Raw genomic sequence first — 23,042 nt, forward strand, 5'->3', positions numbered from 1 at the left:
GGTGGATGAGAGCCCTCGTCACCGGCGCCGCCGGATTCCTCGGATCCCACCTCTGCGATCGCCTTCGCCGCGACGGCATCGAGGTGCTCGGCCTGGACAACTTCTATACCGGCAGGCGCGAGAACCTCGCCCACCTCGACGGTGATCCGGGGTTCAGCTTCTTCGAGCACGATGTACGGCTCCCGCTGGACGCGGCCGCGGTGGCGGGGCCGCTGGACCTCGTTTTCAACATGGCCTGCCCGGGTTCGCCGTTCGCATTCCAGCGCGATCCCGTCTTCACGCTGGACACCAACTACCTCGGTACGAGGAATGTCCTCGAGCTGGCGCTCGGCAAAGAGGCTGTCATGCTGCAGGCCTCCACCAGCGAGATCTATGGCGATCCCACCGTTCATCCGCAGACCGAGAGCTATTGGGGCAACGTCAACTGCTTCGGCCCCCGGGCGTGTTATGACGAGGGTAAGCGGGTCGCCGAAACACTGATGCTCGAATACGCGCGCCGCTTCGGCGCTCGGATCAAGGTCGTCCGCATCTTCAACACCTACGGCCCGAGGATGGATCCCCAGGATGGACGGATCGTCTCGCAGTTCATCGTGCAGGCACTACAGGGCGAACCGATCACCATCTTCGGCGATGGCACCCAAACCCGAAGCTTCTGCTACGTCGACGATTTGATCGATGGCCTGGTCAGGACGGCGACCAGCGAGTCGTCTTTCACCGGACCGGTCAACCTTGGTAGCCAGGACGAGCTGACCGTCCGCGAGGTCGCGCGCGCCGTCAAGGAGATGACGGGATCGCCGTCCTCGATCGTTTTCCAGGCCCTGCCCGAGGACGACCCGAAGAAGCGCAAGCCCGACACCGCCCTCGCCGAGTCGCAACTCGACTGGCGTCCGGTGGTCCCCTTCGGAGATGGGGTCAAACTGACGATCGAATACTTCAGATCTGCCGGTTTTGGGCGATGACTTCCCGATAGGCCAGAACGGTCTGCTCCGCAACCGATTTCGGGTCGAACCGCTTCTCCGCCTCGGCGCGGGCCCGGCGTTCCAGGCTTGTTCTGAAGGCGTCGTCATCCAGCATCCGGCGGATGTGTCCGGCGCATGCCGCGACATCGCCATGCGGGAAGAGCAGGGCGGTGCGGCCGTCCTCGACCATGTCCGGAATGCCGCCGACGCGGGAGGCGATCACCGGCAGCCCGCACGCCATCGCTTGTGCGACGGCTTGGGGAGTGGTCTCTTCGCGCGAGCCCATCAATAGCACTTGGGCGCGCCCGTATTCATCGAGCAGTTCTTCGTGGCTGATGGGCCCCAGCAGCGTTACCCGTTCCCGCAGGCCGCATTCTTCTATCGCCCGCCGGACTTCGCGTTCGCTGGCCGGGTCCGCAATCGGTCCGGCGATCCTGAGTTGCAGGCTTGCCGGCCACGACCGGTTCGCAACCGCGCCATGGTCATTGGCGACCTCGCCGATCGCGCGCACGAGATGGTCCACACTCTTGCGCGGCACCAGCGTCCCGACAAACAACATTCGGCCGGGCTCCGGTGCGCGCCGTACGCGGAAGAAGTCGTCCTGGATCGGGTTCTCAATGAGTCGGCAGCGCGCCGTCAGCATCGGCCCGTAAACCTGCGCCAGGTACGGCGAGATGACGATCATGTCCCGGGCGCGGCGAAACACCTCACGCTCCATGTTGGCGACGGCCCGTTTCTTCAGGGCGCCCAACGCATCCCACCGGCTTCGTTGCAGTAACCGGCTCTCGATGAAGAGCACGCCGTGCGGGGTGATAATCGTCGGCGCCCCGCTCGCCAACGCGCCGAGCGCGTGGCGATCCTGGCCCTGCCCATGCACGACATCGGGATCGATCGAACGAATCACCGCCGCCAGTCGCGGCACGTCGTTGACGCGCAGTGTGACCAGCCGCGGGAGGTTCAGGCGCCTGACGTAGTGAACGTGCAGCGCCCCGGCCCGGCGGTAGGTGGTGGTCACGCCGTTCATCGCGCTGACGACGTGGCACTCGATGTCGGAACGGGCCGCGAGCGCATGCGCCAACGTGTATGTCACCGACTGCACCCCGTTCTGCACGGCCGCGCCTTCATCGGTGGGGTAGTCGCCCACCAGGGCCACCCGCAGGGGGCGGGCGAAATCAGGGCGCACCGCGGCCGCTTTCCAGTTTGATATCCGGGTACTCGGCGAAGATCTTTCGCGCCGTCGCCGGGCCGAACGGCTCCGCGGCACGGCCGATGGTGCGGCGCAACCGTTGTGTGTCCGGGCACAGGAACGGCCGGTCGTTGGGGCGCTGACGCCCGGGCACCGAGGTGAAGTCAACGGGAAACGGCAGCACGGACGCGATGATGCTCAACGCTTCCCGGACCTCGATCGCCTTGCCGGATCCGATGTTGAGGATCTCCAATCCTTCGACCCGCGAGACGGTGTCGACGATCACGGCGCCCATCGAGTCGACGTCCACATAGTCGCGCAGTGGCCAGAGGTTACCGACTTCCACTTCGCGCTTGCCCTCTTCTGCGATCTGACGGGTGACATCGGCCAGCATGTGCGGATTGGTTTCCCGCGGCCCGGCGGCGTTGAACAGCCGCCCGATCACCAGCGTGCGGAAACATCCGGTGGACTCGAAATAGCGCATGCACAACTGCTCCGCCAGGAACTTGGTGTGGCCGTACACATAGACCGGCCCGGTCGGATCGACTTCCCGGTGGGGCACGAAGTTCGGATGGTAGACGTCGCCGGTCGACGCGAAGAAGAAGGCCTGGACCCCGTGCCGCCGTGACGACTCGAGCACGTTCAACGTGCCGTGCACATTCAGGGTGTACGCCTCGTAGACGTGCTCCTCGCACCATGGGACGAAGTGTTGCGCCGCAAGATGAATGACGTTCTGCGGCTTGATGTCACGCAACACCTCGTCACAGGCGTCGGCATCGAGGATGTCGCGGACGACCAGCGTCGGCTTGCGGGGTGCGTTCTGCCAGCGGTCTTTTCCGAGGGAAAGGTCATCCATGACGAAGACCTCGGCGCCCCGCTCCAGCAACGAGTTGACGACCGACGACCCGATGAATCCGCAACCCCCGGTGACCAGATACCTGCTCACGTTTTCCATCCCTCTCGCGTCCATGCGTTCGGATACCCGTGGTGTGCTCGGTTTCCGGTCATCGTCGACGGCCCATCACCTCGTCGATGACCTCCAGAAAGCGCTCCGCGACAAGGTCGACGGCGCAATGGAGCTCGTAGTGGCGCGCCGCGGTGGCTCCCTGCCGCGCCGCCGTGGCCGGGTCGGCCAGGCGGTCGAAAGCGGCGGCCAGTCCGGCAACGTCGTCGACGCCGATCGGGGGGAAGTCCGGGGGTTGGTATTCGGGCGGCCCGCCCTCCGTGGAGACGATCGGCATGACGCCCAACTGCATCGAGAGGACCTGCACGCCGCTTTGGGTGGCGCGCCGGTAGTGGGCGATCGAGCCCTTGGCGGCGGCCAGCGTGGTGACGACATCGCGGTAGCGGTAACCGCCGCGACGCCACTGCGTGTGGGCGGGCAACTCGTCGGCGTCCAGCGCTCCGTCGCCGATCAGGATGAGGTCGTCACCGCGCCAGCCGCCGCCTTCGACGTGGCACTGCCAGGCGCGCAACACGACGTCCACATTCTTGTAGGGATTGAGCCGGCCGAACATGACAAAGTCGTGGCGCCCCTTGGCATCCACGAACGGAGGGACCCGATCGAGATCGAGATCGCTGGCAAGCGGTACGACGTGCACCGGCGTGCCGATCACGTCGCGTCGTGTCGCCACCGCGCGCGCGACGTAGTCGCAATAGGCGATGGTGGCCGCCGAGTGGGCACCCCAGCGATCGAGAACCGCGAGTTCGTATGTCGGCAGCGCTTCTCCCGGGTCATGGGGGCGGTCGTCGTGGATCACCTGGATGCGTGGCGTCCGTCCGGCCAGTGCGATCCAGCGTGGATCGCGGACCTGCTCGGCGATCACGACGTCCGGCCGGAACTTGCGTACCCGCCGCCAGGCCTTGAGCGTCGGGGGCCATGTCTTGGCCGAGAGGAATCGCGGCTCGAGCACCACCTCGTACTCACGGGCGGCGTCGGACTCCGGGTGTCGGTCGGAGGTCACGAGCAGCACGTCGGCCCCGTGGCGAATCAGCGCTTCGGACTGCACCCGCACCGCCGGACGTGTCCATGGCGAAAGCCAAAGCACCCGTGGAGAATTCACGCCAGCTGCTTGCTGCGCAGCGACGCCAACGACGACCATTTGAGCGGGCCGACCGCAGCGCTGGTGGCCAGGTAGACCGCGGCGGCGGCCAGCAGAATGAGCACGACATGCTGGCCCGCGAGCAGCAGTGTCACCGCGACACTGGCGGCCGTCGGGATCAGCACGCGCAGCAAGAACTTCACCGGCGTACGGTAACCGCACCGGCGGTGCAGCCACCAGCTGCTGAACAGCATGTTGAAGAATTCCGTACACACCAGCGCGATGCCGGGCCCGACCGCGCCGAGACGGCCGTCGAGAACCAGGTTCAGCGTGACATTGACGATCAGGGTGGCGACCGTCAACCACAGCAAGACCTTCTGGTGGTGGCTGGCGACCAGACCCTGACCGAGGGTGCCGCCGACGAACCGCAGCGCCGCCGCGATGAACAGCAGCGCCAGCGTCGGCGTTCCCCGTGCGACGAACGCCTTGTCGCCGAAGAACGCGATCAACGGTCCGGCCAGCAGCGCTCCGACCACCGCGACGGGAACCGCCGCGAAGTACATGAGCTCGACGCTGCGACGCAGGAAGGCGGCGAACGCCGCCACGTCACGCGCATACAGTTCGGTGCCCGTCGACAGCGTCGCCTTGAGGAACACCAGCGACACCACGATGGTGTTGAACGCGATCGTCAACGCCAGCCCATAGACGCCCACCTCGGAGTGGGTGTTGAGCAACGACAGGATCACGCCGTCGGCGCGGGTGTAAAGGATTCCGACGACGAGGAATCCGATCAGGGGCAGGGTTTCCCGTAACAGGTCCGCGGCCTCGCGCAGGGCGAACACCGGGCGCACCGAGATGTGCCGCATCGCCGCGGCGCCCTGGATCAGCAGCTGCACGGCCGGCGGAATGAGCTGTGCCACCGCGAACCAGATGACGTTCGAGTGCGTGGAGACCAACACCGCGACCATGGCCAGGGTGGCCGTCCGGGCGACGACGTCGGAGATGGCCACCGCGGAGAACCGGACGGTGGCCAGAAACACCGGCTCGAAGCGGGTGGTCATGGTCTGCAGCAGCAGGCCACCGGACAGCACCACCAGCATGACCCGCACGTCGTAGTCGTGATAAACGAGCAGCCCCGAGACGGCAGCCAGCGCCGCGAGCGGGACGCAGTAGAGCAGGGCCAGTCCGCTGTTGACGCGCACCAGTCGTTCGAGGTCGCCGCGGCCGGAGGTGACGCGGCGGACGATCACGGTCGCGACCCCGAGATCGGCGAAGCTGTTCCACATTCCCACGAACGCGACCGCGATGGAGAGCTGGCCGTAGCGACCCGGACCCAGATAGCGCGCGGTCATGGCGACGGAGACCACCGAGGCCAGCATTCCCAGTGCGCGGCAGATCAGTTGGATCGAGAAGGCGTGAGCCATCCGGGAGAGCGGCACCGACGGGACGACCGCCTCGGGCGTCGTCGGCTCGGTCATGACTCCCTAGTATGCGCCGTGACTGGTGAGAACGGCCTTAATCGTCTTGGCGATGATCATGAGATCACCCGACATCGACCAGTTGTCGACGTAGGACAGGTCCAACCGCACCGACTCTTCCCACGAGAGGTCCGATCGGCCGCTCACTTGCCACAGCCCGCTGACCCCCGGCTTCACCAACAGTCGCCGCTTGACGTCGCCGTCGTAGTTTTCGACCTCTCGGCGCAGCGGGGGCCGCGGGCCGACGACGCTCATGTCACCCTTGAGCACGTTGATGAACTGGGGCAGTTCGTCGATGCTGAACCTGCGCAGGATCCTGCCGACGGGGGTGACCCGCGGGTCCTCGCGCATCTTGAACAGCATGCCGCCGGCGCTCTCGTTCAGCGCCAGCAGGTGCTCGATCTGGGTGTCGGCACCGTCGACCATGGTCCGGAACTTCAGCATCCTGAAGGGCTTGCCGTCGATGCCGATCCGTTCGGAGGAGTAGAACACCGGGCCCTTGCTGGTGAGCTTGACGGCGACGGCCGCCGCGATGAGGACGGGGGCCGTCGCGATCAGGGCCGCCAGTGAGAACAGGAAGTCAAACACCTGCTTCTGAAAGCGTTGCGTGCCTTCGTATTGCGGCTTCTCGACGTGCAGCAGCGGCATCCCCGCAGTGGGGCGTAGGGTCAGGCGGGCTTCCGCCACGTCCATAACTCCTGGCGAGACCACGACGTCGACGTCCATGGTCTCCAACTGCCACATCAGCTCTCGGATCCCGTGCATGCCGAAGTGGTCCGTCTGGGTGACCGCCACCGTGTCGGCGCCACAGGTCTGGATGGCGGCCACGGCGTGGGAGACGTCACCGAGGATCGGCACCGCACGGCCGCCGAGGGTGATGGTGTTGCCGCGCGGTGGCCCGTAGCCCGGAATGCAAACGCCCACCACCAGGTATCCGTCCAGCGGGTTGCGGGAGAGTTCGTGGGCGAGGTGGGACACCGCCTTCCGGTCGCCGATCGCCAGTACCGTCGTCTGGCACTGGCCGTTCGCGCGCATCTGCCGGATGTGCTTGCGCCACAGGCTGCGGCTGCCCAGCAGGCCCATGGTGCCGACCGGCAGCGCGATCGCCAGGTATCCGCGCGCCAGGTCGACCTTGGCGAGCAAGGTCACCATCGCGATGATTCCGAACGTCCAGAACGATGCGCTGCCGATCCGGCGGTACTCGTCGATGCCGGCACCGATGACTCGCGGTGAGCGCGTTTGGAATACCGCCAGCGACGACAGCCACAGCGCCGCAAAGAGGAATGACAGCATCGTCATCGCGACGTCCGAGTAACCCGAGGTGTTGGCGATTTCGCCGAATCGGACGTACTGCGCCAGGAGCACCGACGCGCACACGATCACCGTGTCGCTGATGCGCAGGTGGTGCGAATACTGGTGCTGCCAACGCCGGATGGCGTTGCCACCGGTCGAGGGTGTCGCGGCCGGGGTGGCGGGCAGGGCGCCGGTCCGGCGGCTGGGCAGCGACGCCATGGCGGCCGGTTTCCGCTTGGTCGGACCGGGTTCGGCGTGCACGATGTCCACCAATTCCTGGGTCATCAACGGGTTAGACATGACGCTGCACTCTCGATCGAAGCGAAGCTCGGCGTTCGCGATGGCCAACTGGCATCCTGTTCGGAGATGACGGTGACCGGCAGCGGCCACACGATCCCGAATTCCGGGTCCGCCCAGTGGAATCCCTGGGCGTCGGACGGTGCGGGCTCCCCGCCGACCTGGTAGCTGACTTCCGTGTTGTCGATCAGCGTTTGGAAGCCGTGGGCGACAAACGGCGGCAGGAACAGCGCCCGGTAGTTGTCGGCGCTCAACTCGACCATGACGTGGTCGCCGTAGGTCTGCGAGCCGGGGCGGATGTCGACCGCGACGGCGGCGATCGCGCCGCGGGTGCAGCGAACCACCTGGGTCTGAGCGTAGGGCGGCACCCGGTGGTGCAGACCCCGCACGGTGCCGCGGGTGTAATTGAAGTAGATGTTGGTCTGGGTGACGTCGAAACTCAGCCCGCGGTCGGCGAATTCGTCGGCACAAAAGGAACGGGAAGAGAAGCCGCGATGGTCGCGTTGCGGCTCGAGGTCAATGATCGTCACGCCGGCGATCTGGGTGGGCGTGTACTTCATTCACCGCTCCTTGGGTAACGGGTGGTTTTCGGTCGCGTCATGGCCTACGCGTATCCGCCAGAGGGTGGGCGCGTCATCACGGTCGGGATAACGCCGTACCGGGGGCCGAGGTTCTTGCCCGACGCGGCGGCCAGGCGCGGCAGCGAGCCCATGATGCTGGGCGGCGTGTTGGCGCCGGCGAGGCTGATCGTCGGCAGCGCCGAGGCCGCGCTGTGTGCCGCAGGTATCACACTCGTCCAGCTCGCCGGAACCGCCAGCGGCCCGAGCGAGGCCGCGCTGCCGAGACTGCCGACGACGCCCGAACCGAGGGATCCGAGCGAGCCGAGCGCGCCCGCACCGGTGCTCGCCGCGCTGGCCGCCCCGGCGGCCGCGGTGCCCGCGGCCTGCATCGCCCCGTTCGCCAGGCCCTGGGCGGTCTGGGCCATGCCGAGGATGGAGGACATTCCGTACAGCGGGGTCGCGCCCGCCATGAAGTAGGTGGGCAGCGAGCTCGGCAGGCTGGACGCGAGGCTGTCCATCAGCGACGAGCTCGCTGAGCTGGTCGCGGTACCGGCGGTGCCCGCGGTGCCGGTGCCGATATCGGCCAGGGTGCTGGTGCTGGCGGTCATCGGTGACGAAAGCCCGTGCAGCGCATTGGGAACCGAGGACATCACGTGCGACAGGGAAGTGTGCGTCGCCGCCAGCGTTTCGGCCTGGGCCAACGCGCTGCCCTGGTTCGCCACCCCGGCCGGGTTGACGACGTCGGGCGGCGGGTTGAACGGTGTCACGTCGCACGCGGCCGCCGAACCCGCGGCGTACTGGTACATCGCCGCCGCGTCCTGCGCCCACATCTCCCCGTATTCGGCCTCGGTGGCCGCGATCGCGGCCGAGTTCTGGCCGAAGAAGTTGGTCGCGACCAGCGTCGCGAGCTGGACGCGGTTGGCGGCGACGGCCGGCGGGGGAACGGTCATCGCGAAGGCGGCCTCGTAGATCTCCACGGCGAGCCTGGCCTGGCCGGCGGTCTCCGCGGCCTGGGCGGCCGCGCCGGCGGTCCACGCCATGAAAGGAGCGAACGCGGACGCCATGGTCAACGACGAGGGACCCAACCAGCGGCCGGTCGTCAATCCGGCGATCACCGAGCGGTAACAGCTTGAGGCGGAATGCAATTCGGCGGCAAGGCCGTCCCAGGCCGCCGAGGCCGCCACCAGCGAAACCGGCCCGGGGCCGGCATACATCCGCGCGGAATTGAACTCCGGCGGGAACGCCCCGAAATCGATCACGTCAGACCTCGGTCCCGGTGGCGGTGCGCAAACGGCTGATCGCCGGGCCGTACCCGAAGAGCGCGATGGCGGCGTTGAACATACCTAAAGTATGGATTACAGGAGAACCCGTGCCGAAGAGTATTTGGCCTGCGATGGCGAAGGTCCTTTGTCCCTTTCCGGGTCTTCTACCTGCTGACGCCGCCAGTGCGCGTGGCCTCGTGGTCACGACCGGCATGTGCGTCTCCTTACCTGCTGCGGCTGGGCCGAAATCGGCCGTTCTTGGCGCTTAGCTGGGCGAACCGGGAGTTTGAGCCGCCCCACCCTACAAACTGACATTGTGATAATAGCGTACGAAACATACTAATAGTTTGTAAAGAGGGGTGTGATCTGCACTACAGGTATTTACACAAGCGTCAAGCCGGGCGCCCGTGGCTGCTAACCTCAGACGTGGCCCATGTACTGCCCGGGGGTGGCCGGTCGGTGTCGTTCAAGACCGCCCAAGAACCGAGGTGTATGCCCTGCTCATCAACCTGACGGCGATCGACCAGGCCCGGGTCGCAACACCCGGCGAGATCGGTCGCATCGTCCACGCCAACGTCGCGGAGCCCGGCATCCCGGCCGGGTCCACGCCGCCGCGCCCGGGTCACACCCGGCGGGCCGACGAGAGCTGAGCTGGCAGATTCCATGACTACCCACTCGACCGATGGACGAGCCGACGCGACGCGTCGGCAGATCCTGCGCGCCGCCTCGCACCAGTTCGCGCGCAGGCCGTACCACGACGTCGGTCTTGACGACATCCTGGCCGAGGCCCAACTGACCAAGGGCGCGATGTACTTCCACTTCAAGTCCAAACACGCCCTGGCGGTGGAGCTCATCGACAAGCAGATCGCCGCGGCCACCGTCGCGGTCGGAGACCTATTGACGCGGGGGCTTTCGGGCCTGGAAACCCTTATCGACTTCTCGTACCTGATCGCCGTCCAAGACATCAAGACCGATCTGGTCAGGGCCGGCCTGAATCTGATCGAGTCGGTCGGGCAGTCGGGTGGTCTGCAGGACACGTTGGTGACCGGCTGGGTGGAAGCCCTAGCGGGAGTCGTCCAGCAAGCCATCACCGAGGGTGACATCGACGAGCGCTGCGATCCCGCCGCCGTGGGACGGCTGATGGTGTCCCTGCATATGGGGCTGCGCAAAACCAGCAATCTGGACGACCCGGAACGATTCCTCGGCGACCTCGAAAAGTGCTGGATGCTGATCTTGGGCGGGATCTTGCAACCGGATCGGGCCGATTACTTCAGCCAATTCCTAAGGCGGCGAGCGGCGCTCGCGGTCAACGCCAGTTCGAGCGACCAAGGCGAGCCTTAACTCCGACCAGCTTGACCAGACTGCCGACCAGCCGTGGCCGCGGCTGCTAACGTTGGACGTCCTGCGGTGGATGTGAGCCCACATCATTGACTCCGCGCACCCGACGCGTCTCCGGAGGTGCAAAGACAATGCCGCGCCAGGTCCGATCCGAAGCCACTCGGCGGAAGATCATCGACGCCGCGATAGAGGTATTCGGGGAAGTCGGGTACGCCGCCGCCGGGTGGGGGGCGATCATCGAGCGGACCGGGATGACCAAAGGCGCCCTCTACCACCACTTCGATTCGAAGGAGTCGCTGGCGTCCGACATCCTCAAGGAAGGCTCCGAGACGCTGCTCACGGCGTTTGGGAACGTGTGCAAGTCGTCGTCGCCGGGGCTGGAAAACCTGCTGCACGGCGCCTTCACCATCGTCGTGGTGCTGAACTCGGACAAGACCGTTCGCACAGCCGAGCAATTGGCCTGTGCCTTAAGCGGATTGAACGAGGCCGCCGGGGACTTCTATGCCGACCTGGCGGCGAAGATCGCCGATGAGGCCAGGCGGGCCATCAGCGAGGGAGACCTTCGCAAAGAGGTCGACCCCAAAGTGCTCTCCGAATTCCTGGTCGGAGCCATGTTCGGAACGCGGTTGGTATTCAATGCAATAACCCGTCGTGAACCCGGCAGGGGAACACCCGTCGACATCGGAAGCCGCCTGCGTCAGATCTTGGAGCTTCTGCTGCCCGGCACCGTGACGGAGGCGTCGCTGCCCTATTTCCAGCAGTTCCTCGGCCGCGAAGTCATGCGTCATGCCCCAGCCATCGCGGCCCGCCCCGATGCCGACACGGAACCCCTGATCGGCTAGAGCTGCACGGCCGGACGGTCGGGCCGGATGCGCCACACCCGCTTTCGTGGCCGCCGAGACGGCGATTCAAGTTATTGCGGTTGACGCGCATCTCACAATGCATACTGTTCCGGTGATGTACCGGAGACGTCTGGGCAAAGTGGTCGCGCTGGTCGCGGTGGTTGGGTTTTTGGTGATGAGCGCCCCGGCGTCGTGGGGTGCGCCCGGCGACCCGGCTACCGCCGCGGACTCGCCGACCCTGTCGCTTACCGACATCGGGTCCGCACCCAGTCTGGAGTTCTGGGGCGTGACGAGCACCCAACAGCTGACCGTGCCCGTACTGCACGGCCTGACACCGACGGCAATGAACGCCACCGTCGAGATGCCGATCAATTTGCGGTCCGGGGTGCTCACCGTCACGCAGGGCGAGCGCACCATCGCGCGGCTGAACCTGCCCTCCACCGATCAGGCGCCGATCGTCATTCCCCTGGCGGGCGCGGAGGTCAACGACAATTGGCTGACCGTGACGCTGCGCTCCTACCTGGTGCCAATGGAGGGATTCTGCCTCTACCCGTGGAGCCCGCTCCGCCTGACCAACGGGTCGATCACCTACACCGGCGTCGAGTTGCCGCCCACCACGGTGGCGCATTTCCTGCCTCCGGTGCTGCGCAAGCTTTCCATCTACCTGCCGCCGTCGCCCTCGCCGAACGAGTCCGATACGGCGATCCAGCTGGCCGCCTCCACGGCCGCGCACTACGGTCGGCAGACCCCCGAGATCGCCGTGATCCCGCTGGCCGAGGGGCAGACCGCACCGCCGGCGCCGCCGGCGCCGCTGGAACGGCAGATCGTCGTCAAAGAGGGCCCCGACAACGGGCTTTCGCTACAGGGCGCCTCGGGTGTGCCGTGGTTGCTGATGTCGGGACCGCTCGGTCAGTCGGACGAATCGAACACGGCAGTGCTGTTCAATGACGTCTCGCAGCTGGCCCTGTCCTCCAAGGCGACGGTGGACCAGCTCAAGCCGAACGTGCAGCAACTCGGCGGCAGCGTCGCGCTGCGCGACTTAGCGCAGCCCGTTCTCAACTCGACGTCACTGCAACCGCGGGTGTCGATCGGCATCGACCAAACCCGGTTCGCCAGATCGGTGCACGACGTGCGCGTGCATCTGCAGGGTTCCTACACCCCGACGCCGGGCAACGTCGGCGGCCAGATCGCCGCGACCATCGGCCCCGAGACCATCGACCACTGGGCGACCGACGGCCAGGGCACCATCGACCGCTGGATCGACGTGCCGAACCGACTGCTGCAGCGATACACCAGTATCGATCTGGTCCTCGACGTCGCGGCCAACACCGGGCACTGCGGCGACTTCTACACCGCCGGGCCGGGTAGTCAGCTCCTGACGCTGAACATCAACGGCGACAGCACAATACAGAGCAGCCCGGCCGCCCCACCGGTGCCGGACGGCTTCCAATCCGTGCCGCAGTCATTGATGCCCCGGATGCAGGTGGGCATCGAGGCGCACTCGCTGATCGACACCGTGCGGGCGATCAACATCGTCGTGGGCCTGCAGCGGATAAGCGCCACGCCGCTCTACACCACGGTCACGACCCCACAGCAGGCGATCGACTCGTCGGACCCCGCAATTGTGATCTCGGCCGACGGGTGGAACCACTCCAATGTCGCGCTCCCGGTGTCGGCGGGGCCCAGCGGACCCATCACCGTCAATGCTGTCCAATCCGACGGCAAGCCGGCAAAACTCACGCTCGACCCCGATCTCCGGTTCGCCTCTCTCCAAGTGGTTTTCAACCGCGGCAGGTCGCTTCTCGTGGCGACATCCAACGGCGCACCAGGACAGCTCGACGAGCTGCTGCGGTGGCTCGGTAGCGATAACAAGCGGTGGCAACGGCTCAGAGGGGCCGCGGTGGTGTCCGCGCCGGGAGGACAGGACCCGGTGACCGTCGAGCACACACCCACGGCCGGTCCGACCGCGGGATCGCAGGGCCACTCCGACCTCGGTTGGCTGTGGTGGTTCGGCGCGGCCTGGATCGCTGTGGCCATCGTCGGCGGCGGGGTGATCTTATGGCGCACCAGGCGCGAATCTCGGCGGCGCCGTTAGCGTCTCCGCGTGACGAGGTGGACCCGGTCGCCCGGCTGGGCGGGGTCATCGGGGTCTGAGGCGCCGCGACGCCGGCGAATCCCCGCGGCACTCGAGCGCGAACCGAATGCGCGCCAACAATTTTCGCCTACCCCACTGCGGTTCGTCCTTCGACCACTTCGGGCCGACGGTTTTCGCCGGCCTGCGGCGTCGCCGCCGCTAGCGGTCCTCCTGCCACAACTGCTCGGTCAGATCCTGGAACGCCGCGAGCACGAACTGGTCGTCGGCGCGCATCGCCGCTGACTTGCTCATCATCGCGCGCACGACCGAACCGTCCTTGTGCGCCAGCTCGACCACCATGTTCGCCAGGGAATGAACGACCGATAACAACGAATCGGAGGCCGGTGCCTGGTGGAAGATCTGGTGGAACTTCAGTGCCAGCACCTCTTCGCGGTCGTAACCCATCATCTCGGCGAAGGCGGCGTTGGAAAACAGGATGGTGCCGTCATTCTCGATGGCCAGCACCGGGATCGGGATCCGCTCGAGCACAACAAGTGCGGGCAGCTGTTTCAGGGTCGTCATCGGCGAGTCACCCTGTTGCCGATTGCGTCGTCGGTCCACCGGCCGATTATGGCGCATAACATAGGCTATACACAGGTCTTCGCGCAGATGCCCGTCGCGGATTGGCGCCACGGTTCGTTTCCTCGCTCGCCGGAGGCTTCCCACTCACATATTCGGACCGGCGTCGTCGGCGCCTTGCAAAACACTCTTTTTCGGCAAGCTTGCGCGCGCCGTGGCGGTGATCGGCCGGCGGCGGGCCGGTCGGTCGCGATGGACGCTAAGGTTAGCGACAGCACACGAAAATAGCGTTGCTATTGACGCCCGCCCCGTCGTGGGTTAGCGTTGCTAACACCTACGGAGACGGGAGTGTGCATCATGGTCGCCACATTGTTCGCGGTCATCGCGGTGCTGGGCACCGGCGTGGTCTACGGCACCGACGTGTTCTGCGCGATGGTGCTGAGGCCCGCGCTCGCCCGCGTCGACGACCGGGCCCTGCTCTCGGTGTCGGGCAACATCCATCGCTACGGGGACGCCAGGATGCCCGTGCCCGGGGTACTCGGCATCGCGGCGGCGGCGATCAGCGCGGGATTCGCCGCGGCGTCCGGCCGCTGGGCGCAAGCCGGCGCGGCCGGCGCCGCCGTCGTCGTGCTGGTGGTGTGGCTGCTGATCTACCTGCGGGTGAGCGCGCCGATCAACCGCCAACTGATCGCCGGCGCGGATCAGCCCGAGCTGCCGACGGATGCTCGTGCGCTGCAACGCAACTGGGACGGGGTAATCACAGCCAGGGCCGCCCTGCAGGGCCTGGCCGTCACGGCGCTGTGCCTGGCGATCTTCATCTGAAGGGTGACGGGAAAATTGCCAGCGTCGAGCGGGCCGGGCATGCCGTCGCGCACCGCGCCGCCAACGGCCGCGTCACCGTTCGCGGCCGCCTCGGGGGCAGCTAGTCGGCTTGGTAACGGGGGAAGACCCCGGTCGGCGCCGGCAGCGCCGTACCGGGGGCCAGTCGCTTGCCGATCGCGTCGAAGCTGCGCTCGTCGGGCGCCTGGCCGAGCAGATCCAACAGCTTGCCCGCCGACTCGGGCATCACGGGCTGGATCAGCAGCGCCGCGATGCGGACCGCCTCGCACGTCGTGTAAAGCACTGTCGCGAAGCGCTTCTGGTCCGCCTCCGAGTCGCTCTTGCGCAACACCCACGGCTGCTGGGCGGAGAAATATCGGTTCGCCGCGCCCAGCATCAGCCAGATCGCTTCCAACGCCAGGTGCATGGCCTGACCGTCGAAGGCGGCGCGCACACGGTCCAGCAGGCCGTCGGCCGTCGCCAGCAGCTCGGCGTCGTCGGCGGTGAATTCCCCGGGCGTCGGGACCACCCCGTCCAGGTTCTTGGCGACCATGGACAGCGACCGCTGGGCCAGGTTGCCCAGCTCGTTGGCGAGGTCGGTGTTGATGCGCGTGACGATGGCGTCCTCGCTGTAGCTGCCGTCCTGGCCGAACGGGACCTCCCGCAACAGGAAATAGCGCAACTGGTCCACGCCGAAGGTCTCGGTCAGCGCCACCGGGTCGACGATGTTGCCCACCGACTTGCTCATCTTCTCGCCCCGATTCAGCAGGAACCCGTGCGCGAAAACGCGGCGCGGGAGCTCGATCCCGGCCGACATCAGGAACGCCGGCCAGTACACGGTGTGGAATCGGATGATGTCCTTGCCGATCATGTGCAGGTCGGCGGGCCAGTAGCGGCGGAACATCGGTGAATCGGTGTCGGGGTAGCCCACCCCGGTCAGGTAATTGGTCAGCGCGTCGACCCAGACGTACATGACGTGGTCGGGATGGTCGGGCACTTTCACGCCCCAGTCGAACGACGTGCGCGAGATCGACAGGTCGCGCAGGCCGCCGGAGACGAAGCTGACCACTTCGTTGCGGCGCACTTCGGGGGCGATGAAGTCCGGGTTTGCCTCGTAATGGGCCAGCAGCTTGTCGGTGTACGCCGACAGCCGGAAGAAGTAGGTCTGCTCCTCGGTCCAGGTCACCGGCGTTCCGGTCTCGACGGCGACCCTGGTCCCGTCGACGATGGCGGTCTCCGATTCGACGAAGAACCGCTCGTCGCGCACCGAGTACCAACCGGCATAGCTGTCCAGATAGATGTCTCCGGCCGCGTCCATCCGCCGCCAGATCTCCTTGGACGCTTCGTGGTGGTCGGGGTCCGTGGTGCGGATGAACCGGTCGAAGGAGATGTTGAGCTTCTCCTGCAGGCGTTGGAACACATCGGAATTCCGCCGCGCCAGGTCGGCGGTCGGGAGGCCCTCCGCCGCCGCCGTCTCGAGCATCTTGAGGCCGTGCTCGTCGGTGCCGGTCAGGAAACGCACGTCGAATCCGTCGAGCCGCTTGAACCGCGCGATGGCGTCCGTGGCGATGTACTCATAGGCGTGCCCGACGTGCGGATTGCCATTGGGGTACGTGATCGCGGTGGTGACGTAGAAGGGCCTCATCGAGAGTCCACCTTATTGTGTGCCGGTGAGCTCCAAACCGCGAGAACGCCGTGAACGCGAAGTGCCGCCCGCACCCGAGCCGCTGGCGCCCCTGGTCGACGCCCACACCCACCTCGACGCGTGTGGCGCGCGGGACGCCGGCGACGTGCGCGCCATCGTGGATCGCGCCGCGGCGGTCGGGGTGGGGACGGTGGTCACCATCGCCGACGACCTGGCTTCGGCGGCCTGGGTGACCCGGGCAGCCGAATGGGATCCGCGGGTGTACGCCGCGGTGGCGCTGCACCCGACCCGGGCCGACGCGCTGGACGACGCCGCCCGCGGCGAGATCGAGCGGCTGGTGGCGCACCCCCGGGTGGTGGCCGTCGGCGAGACCGGCCTCGACCTGTACTGGCCCGGGCACCTCGACGGGTGCGCGCAGCCGGACACCCAGCGGGAAGCCTTCGCCTGGCACATCGACCTGGCCAAGCGGTGCGGCAAACCGTTGATGATCCACAACCGGGAGGCCGACGCCGAGGTGCTCGACGTGCTGGCCGCCGAGGGCGCTCCCGACACGGTGATCTTCCACTGCTTCTCGTCGGACGCCGCGATGGCCCGCCGCTGCGTGGACGCCGGGTGGTTGCTCAGCCTGTCGGGCACCGCGAGCTTCCGTAACGCCCGCGACCTGCGGGAAGCCGTCCCGCTGATACCGCTGGAACAACTGCTGGTCGAAACCGACGCGCCCTTCTTGACGCCGCACCCGTACCGCGGCGCGCCGAACGAGCCGTATTGCCTTCCTTATACTGTCCGAGCGGTCGCCGAACTGGTGGGCCGTCCCGCCGAAGAGCTGGCGCAGGCCACGACGAGCAACGCTCGGCGGGTCTACGGGCTGGCTCCCGGTTAACTCGCCGCACGGGACGATTGCGTTAACCAATTCGCGCCGGAGTTGCTCAACTTTGGCCGGTTCGTTACCGTCTTGTGATCGAAAGGGTGGGGGCCTACGGGCCCTTATTTGTCGCTAGGTGCTGATTAGGTCGTTGGAGTACTTGCTGTGGTCGGGATAGACGCACGTTGACTGTATTAACAAAACTTCATCAGACACCGTCGCCGATGTTGCGGCTCATCGTCGGAGGACTGTTACTGGTTCTGGCGTTCGCGGGCGGATTCGCGGTCTCCGCATGCAAGACGGTGACGCTGACCGTCGACGGCATCGCGATGCGGGTCACGACCATGAAGTCGCGAGTCATCGACATCGTGCAGGAGAACGGCTTCGCCGTCGACGAGCGTGACGACCTGTCCCCGGCCGGGGATGTCAAGGTGCACGACGCCGCCAACATCGTGTTGCGCCGCAGCCGGCCGCTGCAGATTTCGCTGGACGGTCACGACACCAAGCAGGTTTGGACCACGGCGTCGACCGTCGACGAGGCCCTGGCCCAACTCGCCATGACCGACACGGCCCCGGCCGCGGCCTCGCGCGGGAGCCGGGTCCCGCTGGCCGGGATGGCGCTCCCCGTCGTCAGCGCGAAGACGGTCCGCATCACCGACGGCGGCGCGACCCGCACGGTGCACCTGCCCGCGCCCAACGTCGCGGCGTTGCTGAGCGCCGCCGGCGCCCCGCTGCTGGAAGGCGACCAGGCGACGCCGAGCGCGTCGTCCCCGATCGTCGACGGCATGGAGATCCAGGTGACCCGCAACCGGATCGAGCGGGTGACCGAGCGAATGCCGTTGCAGCCGAACGCCCGTCGGGTCGAGGACCCGGACATGAACATGAGCCGCCAGGTGGTGGAAGACCCGGGCAGCCCCGGCACCCAGGACGTCACGTTCGCCGTGGCCACCGTCAACGGCGTTGAGACCGGCCGGCTGCCGATCGCCAACACGGTCATCACCCCGGCCCGTGATGCCGTGGTGCGGGTGGGCACCAAGCCCGGCACCGACGTGCCGCCGGTCACCAACGGCTCCATCTGGGACGCCATCGCGGGCTGCGAGGCGGGCGGAAACTGGGCGATCAACACCGGCAACGGCTACTACGGCGGTGTGCAGTTCGACCAGGGCACCTGGGAGCGCAACGGTGGGCTGAGGTTCGCCGCGCGCGCGGACCTGGCGACCCGCGAAGAGCAGATCGCGGTCGCCGAGGTGACGCGCGAGCGTCAGGGTTGGGGCGCGTGGCCCGTGTGCAGCGGAAGAGCTGGTGCGAGCTGACCATCCGGCTGCTCGGTCGCACCGAGATCAGGCGGCTTGCCAAAGAACTTGACCTTCGACCACGGAAATCCCTCGGCCAAAACTTCGTCCACGACGCCAACACGGTCCGCCGGATCGTCTCGACCTCCGGGGTCGGCCGGTCCGACCACGTCCTCGAGGTGGGACCCGGCCTGGGCTCGCTGACGCTGGCGCTGCTGGATCGCGGCGCCACCGTCACCGCCGTCGAAATCGACCCGGTGCTCGCCGATCGGCTGCCGCAGACCGTCGCCGAGCACTCGAACAGCGAAGTGCAGCGGTTCACCGTGCTCAACCGCGACGTGTTGACGTTGCGCTCCGACGAGCTGGCCGCGCAACCCAACGCGGTCGTCGCCAACCTGCCCTACAACGTCGCGGTGCCCGCGCTGCTGCATCTGCTCGCCGAATTCCCCTCGATCCAGACCGTGACCGTCATGGTGCAGGCGGAGGTGGCCGAGCGCCTCGCCGCCGAGCCGGGCGGCAAGGAGTACGGCGTGCCCAGCGTGAAAGTCCGCTACTTCGGATCGGTTCGCCGGTGCGGCATGGTCTCGCCGACCGTCTTCTGGCCGATTCCCCGCGTGTATTCCGGGCTCGTGCGCATCGACCGCCACGCCACTCCGCCATGGCCCACCGACGACGCCTTCCGCCGCCAGGTGTTCGAGCTGGTGGACATCGCGTTCGCGCAGCGGCGCAAGACCGCCCGCAACGCGTTCGTCGAGTGGGCCGGCTCGGGCAACGAGTCGGCGAGCCGACTGCTGGCGGCCAGCATCGACCCGGCGCGCCGCGGTGAGACGCTGTCCATCGACGACTTCGTCCGCCTGTTGCGACGCTCGAACGAGCCGGCCGACACCACGACCGAGCAGCCGGCATCGCCGAGCTGATCGCCGCACCGTCGGCGCCGCTGCGTGTGGTTGGCCGGTGGCAGCGATAGTCTGCTGCGGTGCCTGGCATGTCTGACGGCAATACCGCCGCCCAGTGGGTGCCCACCGGGTCGGTCACCGTTCGGGTGCCCGGAAAGGTCAACCTCTACCTGGAGGTGGGCGACCGCCGCGAGGACGGCTATCACGAGCTGACCACCGTCTTCCAGGCCGTCTCCCTGCTCGACGAGGTGACCGTCCGCAACGCCGACGTGCTGTCGCTCGAGCTCGTCGGCGAGGGCGCCGACAAACTGCCCACCGACGAACGCAACCTGGCCTGGCAGGCCGCCGAGCTGATGGCCGAACACGTCGGCCGCGCCCCCGACGTCTCGATCATGATCGACAAGTCCATCCCCGTGGCCGGCGGCATGGCGGGCGGCAGCGCGGACGCGGCGGCGGTGCTGGTCGCCATGAACTCGCTGTGGGAACTCAACGTGCCCCGCCGCGACCTGCGCATGCTGGCCGCGCGGCTGGGGAGCGACGTCCCCTTCGCGCTGCACGGCGGGACCGCGCTGGGCACCGGCCGCGGCGAGGAGTTGGCCACCGTGTTGTCCCGCAACACCTTCCACTGGGTGCTGGCGTTCGCCGACGGAGAGTTGCTCACCCCCGCGGTGTTCGCCGAACTCGACCGGCTGCGGACGGCGGGCGACCCGCCCCGGTTCGCCGGGCCGGGACCGGTGTTGGCGGCCCTGGCCGCGGGCGACGCGGAACAACTGGCGTCGCTGCTGGGCAACGAGATGCAAGCCGCCGCGGTGAGCCTGAACCCCAAGCTGCGCCGCACGCTGCGCGCGGGCGTCCAGGCCGGAGCCTTGGCGGGCATCGTGTCCGGCTCGGGCCCGACGTGCGCCTTCCTGTGCTCCTCGGCGGCCTCGGCCGTCGACGTGGGCACCGAAGTGTCCGGAGCGGGTGTCTGCCGCACGGTGCGGGTCGCCACCGGGCCGGTGGCCGGGGCGCGCGTCGTTCCAGCCCCCACCGAAGTGTGAAAATCGCCCCAAAACACGCATTCGTTTGGGCTGTTCCCTAAGAGGAGTTTAAGATAATGCGCGGTGACGGGTAGCGCTGAGCAAGACCACATAATTTCGTCGTCCGCCGGAGTCCCCGGCGGACGACTGATGCTTCGGGCCCACCGGCGTTTTTCGGGTCCGGTGCGCGCATATCGGGCGACCGCACGCGGGGTTGCCGGCTCATCGCCGATTCGAGACCTAACCGCTGCTCGACTGTGTTTGCGAGCCTGCTGCGAAGTGCCACCCAGTGGGCGGAATATGAAATCTCGGGCGTTGGGGGAAGCGCCGGAACCGAGGAGGTTTGTGTGAGCAGGTTTACCGAGAAGATGTACCGCAATGCCCGCACCGTTTCGACGGGCATGGTCACCGGTGAACCCCACGAACCGGTCCGCCACACGTGGGGCGAGGTTCACGAACGCGCCCGCCGCATCGCGGGCGGCCTCGCCGCCGGCGGCATCGGCCTCGGCGACGCCGTCGGTGTCCTCGCCGGCTTCCCGGTGGAGATCGCCCCGACCGCGCAGGGCCTGTGGATGCGCGGCGCCAGCCTGACGATGCTGCACCAGCCCACGCCGCGCACCGACCTGGCCGTGTGGGCCGAAGACACGATGAACGTCATCGGGATGATCGAGGCCAAGGCCGTGATCGTCTCCGAGCCCTTCCTGGTGGCGATCCCCGTTCTCGAGGAGAAGGGCATCAAGGTCCTCACCGTCGCCGACCTGCTGGCGTCGGATCCGATCGACCCCGTCGAGGTGGGCGAGGACGACCTGGCGCTGATGCAGCTGACGTCGGGGTCCACCGGCTCCCCGAAGGCCGTCCAGATCACCCACCGCAACATCTACTCCAACGCCGAGGCGATGTTCATCGGCGCCCAGTACGACGTCAACAAGGACGTCATGGTCAGCTGGCTGCCCTGCTTCCACGACATGGGCATGGTCGGCTTCCTGACCATCCCCATGTACTTCGGGGCCGAGCTCGTCAAGGTCACGCCGATGGACTTCCTGCGCGACACGTTGCTGTGGGCCAAGCTCATCGACAAGTACAAGGGCACCATGACCGCGGCGCCCAACTTCGCCTACGCGCTGCTGGCCAAGCGGCTGCGCCGCAACGCCAAGCCCGGCGACTTCGACCTGTCGACCCTGCGCTTCGCGCTGTCGGGTGCCGAGCCGGTCGAGCCCGCCGACGTGGAGGACCTGCTGGACGCGGGCAAGCCGTTCGGCTTGCGCCCGTCGGCGATCCTGCCGGCCTACGGCATGGCCGAGACCACGCTGGCGGTGTCGTTCTCGGAATGCAACGCCGGCCTGGTCGTCGACGAGGTCGACGCCGACCTGCTCGCGGCGCTGCGCCGCGCGGTGCCGGCCACCAAGGGCAACACCCGCCGGCTGGCCACTCTCGGCCCGCTGCTGCAGGACCTCGAGGCGCGCATCATCGACGAGAACGGCGACGTGATGCCCGCCCGCGGCGTCGGCGTGATCGAGCTGCGGGGCGAGTCGCTGACGCCGGGCTACCTGACGATGGGCGGCTTCATCCCGGCGCAGGACGAGAACGGCTGGTACGACACCGGTGACCTCGGCTACATGACCGAGGAGGGCCACATCGTGGTGTGCGGCCGCGTCAAGGACGTCATCATCATGGCGGGCCGCAACATCTATCCCACCGACATCGAGCGGGCCGCCTGCCGTGTCGAGGGGGTGCGGCCCGGTTGCGCGGTGGCGGTGCGCCTGGACGCCGGCCACTCCCGCGAGACGTTCGCCGTCGCCGTCGAGTCCAACGCCTGGCAGGACCCGGCCGAGGTGCGCCGCATCGAGCACCAGGTCGCCCGCGAGGTGGTGTCGGAGGTCGACATGCGGCCACGCAACGTGGTGGTGCTCGGGCCGGGCACCATTCCGAAGACGCCGTCCGGCAAGCTGCGCCGGTCGCACTCCGCCACCCTGGTCACCTAGGCCGCGTCGACCGCCACGCGGCGGGAACGTTTACCAGGCGTGGACGCGGTTCTGCGCCGGCTCCAGCCCCAGTTCGACGAGTAGCTCCGTGGCGTCCGCGGCCTGCTCGCAGATGGTGGGTACCTCGCCTCGCTCGGTCGCGGAGAAGTTCTCCAACACGAAGGCCGCCGGGTCCTTGCGGCCGGGCGGTCGGCCGATCCCGATACGGACACGCTGAAACTCCTTGGTGCCCAATGCGGCCGCCACCGAGCGCAGCCCGTTGTGGCCGCCTTCGCCGCCGCCGACCTTCAGGCGGATGCGGCCGAAGTCCAGGTCGAGGTCGTCGTGCACGACGACGATGTCGGCCGGCGCCACCGAATAGAACTTCGCCAGCGGGCCGACCTGGCGGCCGGACTCGTTCATGTAGCAGCGCGGCTTGGCGATCAGGACCGAGTGCCCGGCCATCCGGCCGCTCACCACCTCGGCGCCGGAACGCTTGTGCACCTTGAACTTCGAGCCCAGTCGGTCGGCGAGCAGGTCGGCGACCATGAACCCGAGGTTGTGCCGGGTGCGGGCGTAGTTGTCTCCGGGGTTGCCCAGGCCGACCACCAGCAACGGCTCGGCCACCTTGCGGTCCG

At 67.5% G+C, this 23,042-nt stretch carries 21 protein-coding genes; 11 read left to right on the top strand and 10 right to left on the bottom strand.

Annotation, left to right across the window (positions count from 1 at the left end):
* Positions 1-5 precede the first annotated feature (5 nt).
* Positions 6-959, top strand: a complete 954-nt coding sequence (locus tag A5681_RS20475) for a UDP-glucuronic acid decarboxylase family protein (protein ID WP_067279376.1) — start codon at positions 6-8, stop codon at positions 957-959.
* Here A5681_RS20475 and A5681_RS20480 read toward each other — a convergent pair.
* From A5681_RS20480 to A5681_RS20510, 7 genes are all read right to left on the bottom strand, one after another.
* The gene (locus tag A5681_RS20480) at positions 934-2,103 is read right to left on the bottom strand and encodes a glycosyltransferase family 4 protein (protein ID WP_197498665.1); all 1,170 of its coding nucleotides are present in this window, start codon (positions 2,101-2,103) and stop codon (positions 934-936) included. The genes A5681_RS20475 and A5681_RS20480 overlap by 26 nt on opposite strands.
* 28 nt (positions 2,104-2,131) lie before the next feature.
* On the bottom strand, positions 2,132-3,091 hold the full coding sequence (locus A5681_RS20485; RefSeq protein WP_197498666.1) for an NAD-dependent epimerase/dehydratase family protein: 960 nt from the start codon (positions 3,089-3,091) through the stop codon (positions 2,132-2,134).
* A gap of 58 nt (positions 3,092-3,149) precedes the next feature.
* Positions 3,150-4,193 carry a glycosyltransferase family 4 protein gene (locus A5681_RS20490; RefSeq protein ID WP_067279386.1) on the bottom strand — a complete coding sequence of 348 codons (1,044 nt, stop codon included), beginning with the start codon at positions 4,191-4,193 and terminating at the stop codon, positions 3,150-3,152.
* Positions 4,194-4,204: 11 nt separating this feature from the next.
* Positions 4,205-5,665, bottom strand: a complete 1,461-nt coding sequence (locus A5681_RS20495) for an oligosaccharide flippase family protein (protein ID WP_067279389.1) — start codon at positions 5,663-5,665, stop codon at positions 4,205-4,207.
* 6 nt (positions 5,666-5,671) lie between these two features.
* Positions 5,672-7,177 carry a sugar transferase gene (locus tag A5681_RS20500; RefSeq protein ID WP_067279534.1) on the bottom strand — a complete coding sequence of 502 codons (1,506 nt, stop codon included), beginning with the start codon at positions 7,175-7,177 and terminating at the stop codon, positions 5,672-5,674.
* Between the two features lie 65 nt (positions 7,178-7,242).
* Positions 7,243-7,815: a dTDP-4-dehydrorhamnose 3,5-epimerase family protein gene (locus A5681_RS20505; RefSeq protein WP_067279393.1), complete on the bottom strand. Its 573-nt coding sequence runs from the start codon at positions 7,813-7,815 to the stop codon at positions 7,243-7,245.
* A 44-nt stretch (positions 7,816-7,859) separates the two neighbouring features.
* Positions 7,860-9,074 carry a PPE family protein gene (locus A5681_RS20510; RefSeq protein WP_067279396.1) on the bottom strand — a complete coding sequence of 405 codons (1,215 nt, stop codon included), beginning with the start codon at positions 9,072-9,074 and terminating at the stop codon, positions 7,860-7,862.
* Positions 9,075-9,565: 491 nt separating this feature from the next.
* Between A5681_RS20510 and A5681_RS27220 the strand changes: the two genes are divergently transcribed.
* The 4 genes from A5681_RS27220 (at position 9,566) to A5681_RS20525 (ending at position 13,352) form a co-directional block, all read left to right on the top strand.
* Positions 9,566-9,727, top strand: coding sequence for a hypothetical protein (locus tag A5681_RS27220; RefSeq protein WP_156738075.1), 162 nt, complete (start codon positions 9,566-9,568; stop codon positions 9,725-9,727).
* A 13-nt stretch (positions 9,728-9,740) separates the two neighbouring features.
* A complete protein-coding gene (locus tag A5681_RS20515; protein ID WP_067279400.1) occupies positions 9,741-10,418 on the top strand; it encodes a TetR/AcrR family transcriptional regulator in 678 nt (225 codons plus the stop codon).
* A gap of 128 nt (positions 10,419-10,546) precedes the next feature.
* On the top strand, positions 10,547-11,257 hold the full coding sequence (locus A5681_RS20520) for a TetR/AcrR family transcriptional regulator (protein ID WP_067279404.1): 711 nt from the start codon (positions 10,547-10,549) through the stop codon (positions 11,255-11,257).
* A 97-nt stretch (positions 11,258-11,354) separates the two neighbouring features.
* Positions 11,355-13,352 carry a hypothetical protein gene (locus A5681_RS20525; protein WP_067279407.1) on the top strand — a complete coding sequence of 666 codons (1,998 nt, stop codon included), beginning with the start codon at positions 11,355-11,357 and terminating at the stop codon, positions 13,350-13,352.
* Between the two features lie 198 nt (positions 13,353-13,550).
* Here the strand turns inward: A5681_RS20525 and A5681_RS20530 are convergent, their stop codons facing one another.
* A complete protein-coding gene (locus A5681_RS20530) occupies positions 13,551-13,913 on the bottom strand; it encodes a PAS domain S-box protein (RefSeq protein WP_067279411.1) in 363 nt (120 codons plus the stop codon).
* A gap of 345 nt (positions 13,914-14,258) precedes the next feature.
* On the opposite strand from A5681_RS20530, the gene A5681_RS20535 reads away from it, so the two are divergent.
* A complete protein-coding gene (locus A5681_RS20535; RefSeq protein WP_082968461.1) occupies positions 14,259-14,732 on the top strand; it encodes a DUF1772 domain-containing protein in 474 nt (157 codons plus the stop codon).
* A 100-nt stretch (positions 14,733-14,832) separates the two neighbouring features.
* Here A5681_RS20535 and metG read toward each other — a convergent pair whose 3' ends face one another.
* Positions 14,833-16,374 carry a methionine--tRNA ligase gene (gene metG, locus A5681_RS20540; RefSeq protein WP_067279416.1) on the bottom strand — a complete coding sequence of 514 codons (1,542 nt, stop codon included), beginning with the start codon at positions 16,372-16,374 and terminating at the stop codon, positions 14,833-14,835.
* Positions 16,375-16,393: 19 nt separating this feature from the next.
* On the opposite strand from metG, the gene A5681_RS20545 reads away from it, so the two are divergent.
* From A5681_RS20545 to A5681_RS20565, 5 genes are all read left to right on the top strand, one after another.
* A complete protein-coding gene (locus tag A5681_RS20545; protein ID WP_067279420.1) occupies positions 16,394-17,254 on the top strand; it encodes a TatD family hydrolase in 861 nt (286 codons plus the stop codon).
* A 167-nt stretch (positions 17,255-17,421) separates the two neighbouring features.
* Positions 17,422-18,549 (top strand): resuscitation-promoting factor, encoded by a 1,128-nt coding sequence (locus A5681_RS20550; protein ID WP_197498667.1) that lies wholly within the window; start codon positions 17,422-17,424, stop codon positions 18,547-18,549.
* Positions 18,513-19,445, top strand: coding sequence for a 16S rRNA (adenine(1518)-N(6)/adenine(1519)-N(6))-dimethyltransferase RsmA (gene rsmA, locus A5681_RS20555; RefSeq protein ID WP_067279425.1), 933 nt, complete (start codon positions 18,513-18,515; stop codon positions 19,443-19,445). Before A5681_RS20550 ends, rsmA begins: the two co-directional genes overlap by 37 nt.
* Positions 19,446-19,513: 68 nt before the next feature.
* The gene (locus A5681_RS20560) at positions 19,514-20,464 is read left to right on the top strand and encodes a 4-(cytidine 5'-diphospho)-2-C-methyl-D-erythritol kinase (RefSeq protein ID WP_067279428.1); all 951 of its coding nucleotides are present in this window, start codon (positions 19,514-19,516) and stop codon (positions 20,462-20,464) included.
* A gap of 326 nt (positions 20,465-20,790) precedes the next feature.
* Positions 20,791-22,425, top strand: coding sequence for a fatty acyl-AMP ligase (locus tag A5681_RS20565; RefSeq protein WP_067279543.1), 1,635 nt, complete (start codon positions 20,791-20,793; stop codon positions 22,423-22,425).
* A gap of 30 nt (positions 22,426-22,455) precedes the next feature.
* Here A5681_RS20565 and pth read toward each other — a convergent pair whose 3' ends face one another.
* Positions 22,456-23,031 carry an aminoacyl-tRNA hydrolase gene (gene pth / locus A5681_RS20570; protein WP_067279434.1) on the bottom strand — a complete coding sequence of 192 codons (576 nt, stop codon included), beginning with the start codon at positions 23,029-23,031 and terminating at the stop codon, positions 22,456-22,458.
* Between the last annotated feature and the right edge of the window lie 11 nt (positions 23,032-23,042).

Origin of the sequence: Mycobacterium scrofulaceum (assembly GCF_001667885.1) — a bacterium.
GTDB classification, from domain to species: Bacteria; Actinomycetota; Actinomycetes; order Mycobacteriales; family Mycobacteriaceae; genus Mycobacterium; species Mycobacterium scrofulaceum_C.

Excerpts from the sequence above, each read along its gene's own strand:
- A5681_RS20475 (WP_067279376.1), top strand. The coding sequence starts at position 6 with ATGAGAGCCCTCGTCACCGGCGCCGCCGGATTCCTCGGATCCCACCTC.
- A5681_RS20495 (WP_067279389.1), bottom strand. The coding sequence starts at position 5,665 with ATGACCGAGCCGACGACGCCCGAGGCGGTCGTCCCGTCGGTGCCGCTC.
- A5681_RS20500 (WP_067279534.1), bottom strand. The coding sequence starts at position 7,177 with ATGGCGTCGCTGCCCAGCCGCCGGACCGGCGCCCTGCCCGCCACCCCG.
- A5681_RS20505 (WP_067279393.1), bottom strand. The coding sequence starts at position 7,815 with ATGAAGTACACGCCCACCCAGATCGCCGGCGTGACGATCATTGACCTC.
- A5681_RS20515 (WP_067279400.1), top strand. The coding sequence starts at position 9,741 with ATGACTACCCACTCGACCGATGGACGAGCCGACGCGACGCGTCGGCAG.
- A5681_RS20520 (WP_067279404.1), top strand. The coding sequence starts at position 10,547 with ATGCCGCGCCAGGTCCGATCCGAAGCCACTCGGCGGAAGATCATCGAC.
- A5681_RS20525 (WP_067279407.1), top strand. The coding sequence starts at position 11,355 with ATGCATACTGTTCCGGTGATGTACCGGAGACGTCTGGGCAAAGTGGTC.
- A5681_RS20530 (WP_067279411.1), bottom strand. The coding sequence starts at position 13,913 with ATGACGACCCTGAAACAGCTGCCCGCACTTGTTGTGCTCGAGCGGATC.
- metG (WP_067279416.1), bottom strand. The coding sequence starts at position 16,374 with ATGAGGCCCTTCTACGTCACCACCGCGATCACGTACCCCAATGGCAAT.
- A5681_RS20560 (WP_067279428.1), top strand. The coding sequence starts at position 19,514 with ATGTCTGACGGCAATACCGCCGCCCAGTGGGTGCCCACCGGGTCGGTC.